Source organism: Streptomyces deserti, assembly GCF_054782695.1.
The window spans coordinates 1-519 of sequence record NZ_BAAGRZ010000139.1; the positions used below are offsets into that span (position 1 = coordinate 1).

Here is a 519-nt window from a genome sequence, read left to right on the forward strand (position 1 = left end):
GTGGGTGCGCGCGGCCTTGATGTCGTGGACTGCTCCGGGCAGCGCGGGAGATGCCCACAGCAGTCGCCCATGCGGGTCGGCGATCACTTGCACGTTCATGCCGTGCTTCTTGTGTTTCCCTGAGTAGAAAGGTCGGTCGGCGGCGATCCTGTCGATCGGCAACAACGTGCCGTCCAGGATCACGAACGCCTTGGTGGAGGCGACCTTCACCGCCTCGGTGAGCGTCGGGGCGAAGGAGGCCAGGACGTCGACGGCCTCGGCGACGTACCGGTAGGCGGTGGTGGTGCCTATGCCGAACCCGGCAGCGAGCTGGGCGTAGGTGTGACCGCAGCGCAGATGGGCCAGCACCAGCAGTGCCTGTCGTCCGGCGGGCAGGCGGCGCCATCGCGTGCCTTGTTCACGGCGACGTGCCGCCAGTTCAGTGGCGAGGAAGCGCAGGGCTGAGGTGGACAGATCGGCGCCAGCTGGGTAGACAAGCACGCGGAAGCTCCTGGCAGGACGGCTTGGACTCGACACCCA

1 protein-coding gene is annotated in these 519 nt (G+C 67.4%); it reads right to left on the reverse strand.

Annotated features, from left to right (window positions below):
- On the reverse strand, window positions 1-480 hold a 480-nt coding region (locus ACYVMZ_RS39455), incomplete at its 3' end, for a transposase family protein (RefSeq protein ID WP_461088158.1).
- Window positions 481-519: the final 39 nt, after the last annotated feature.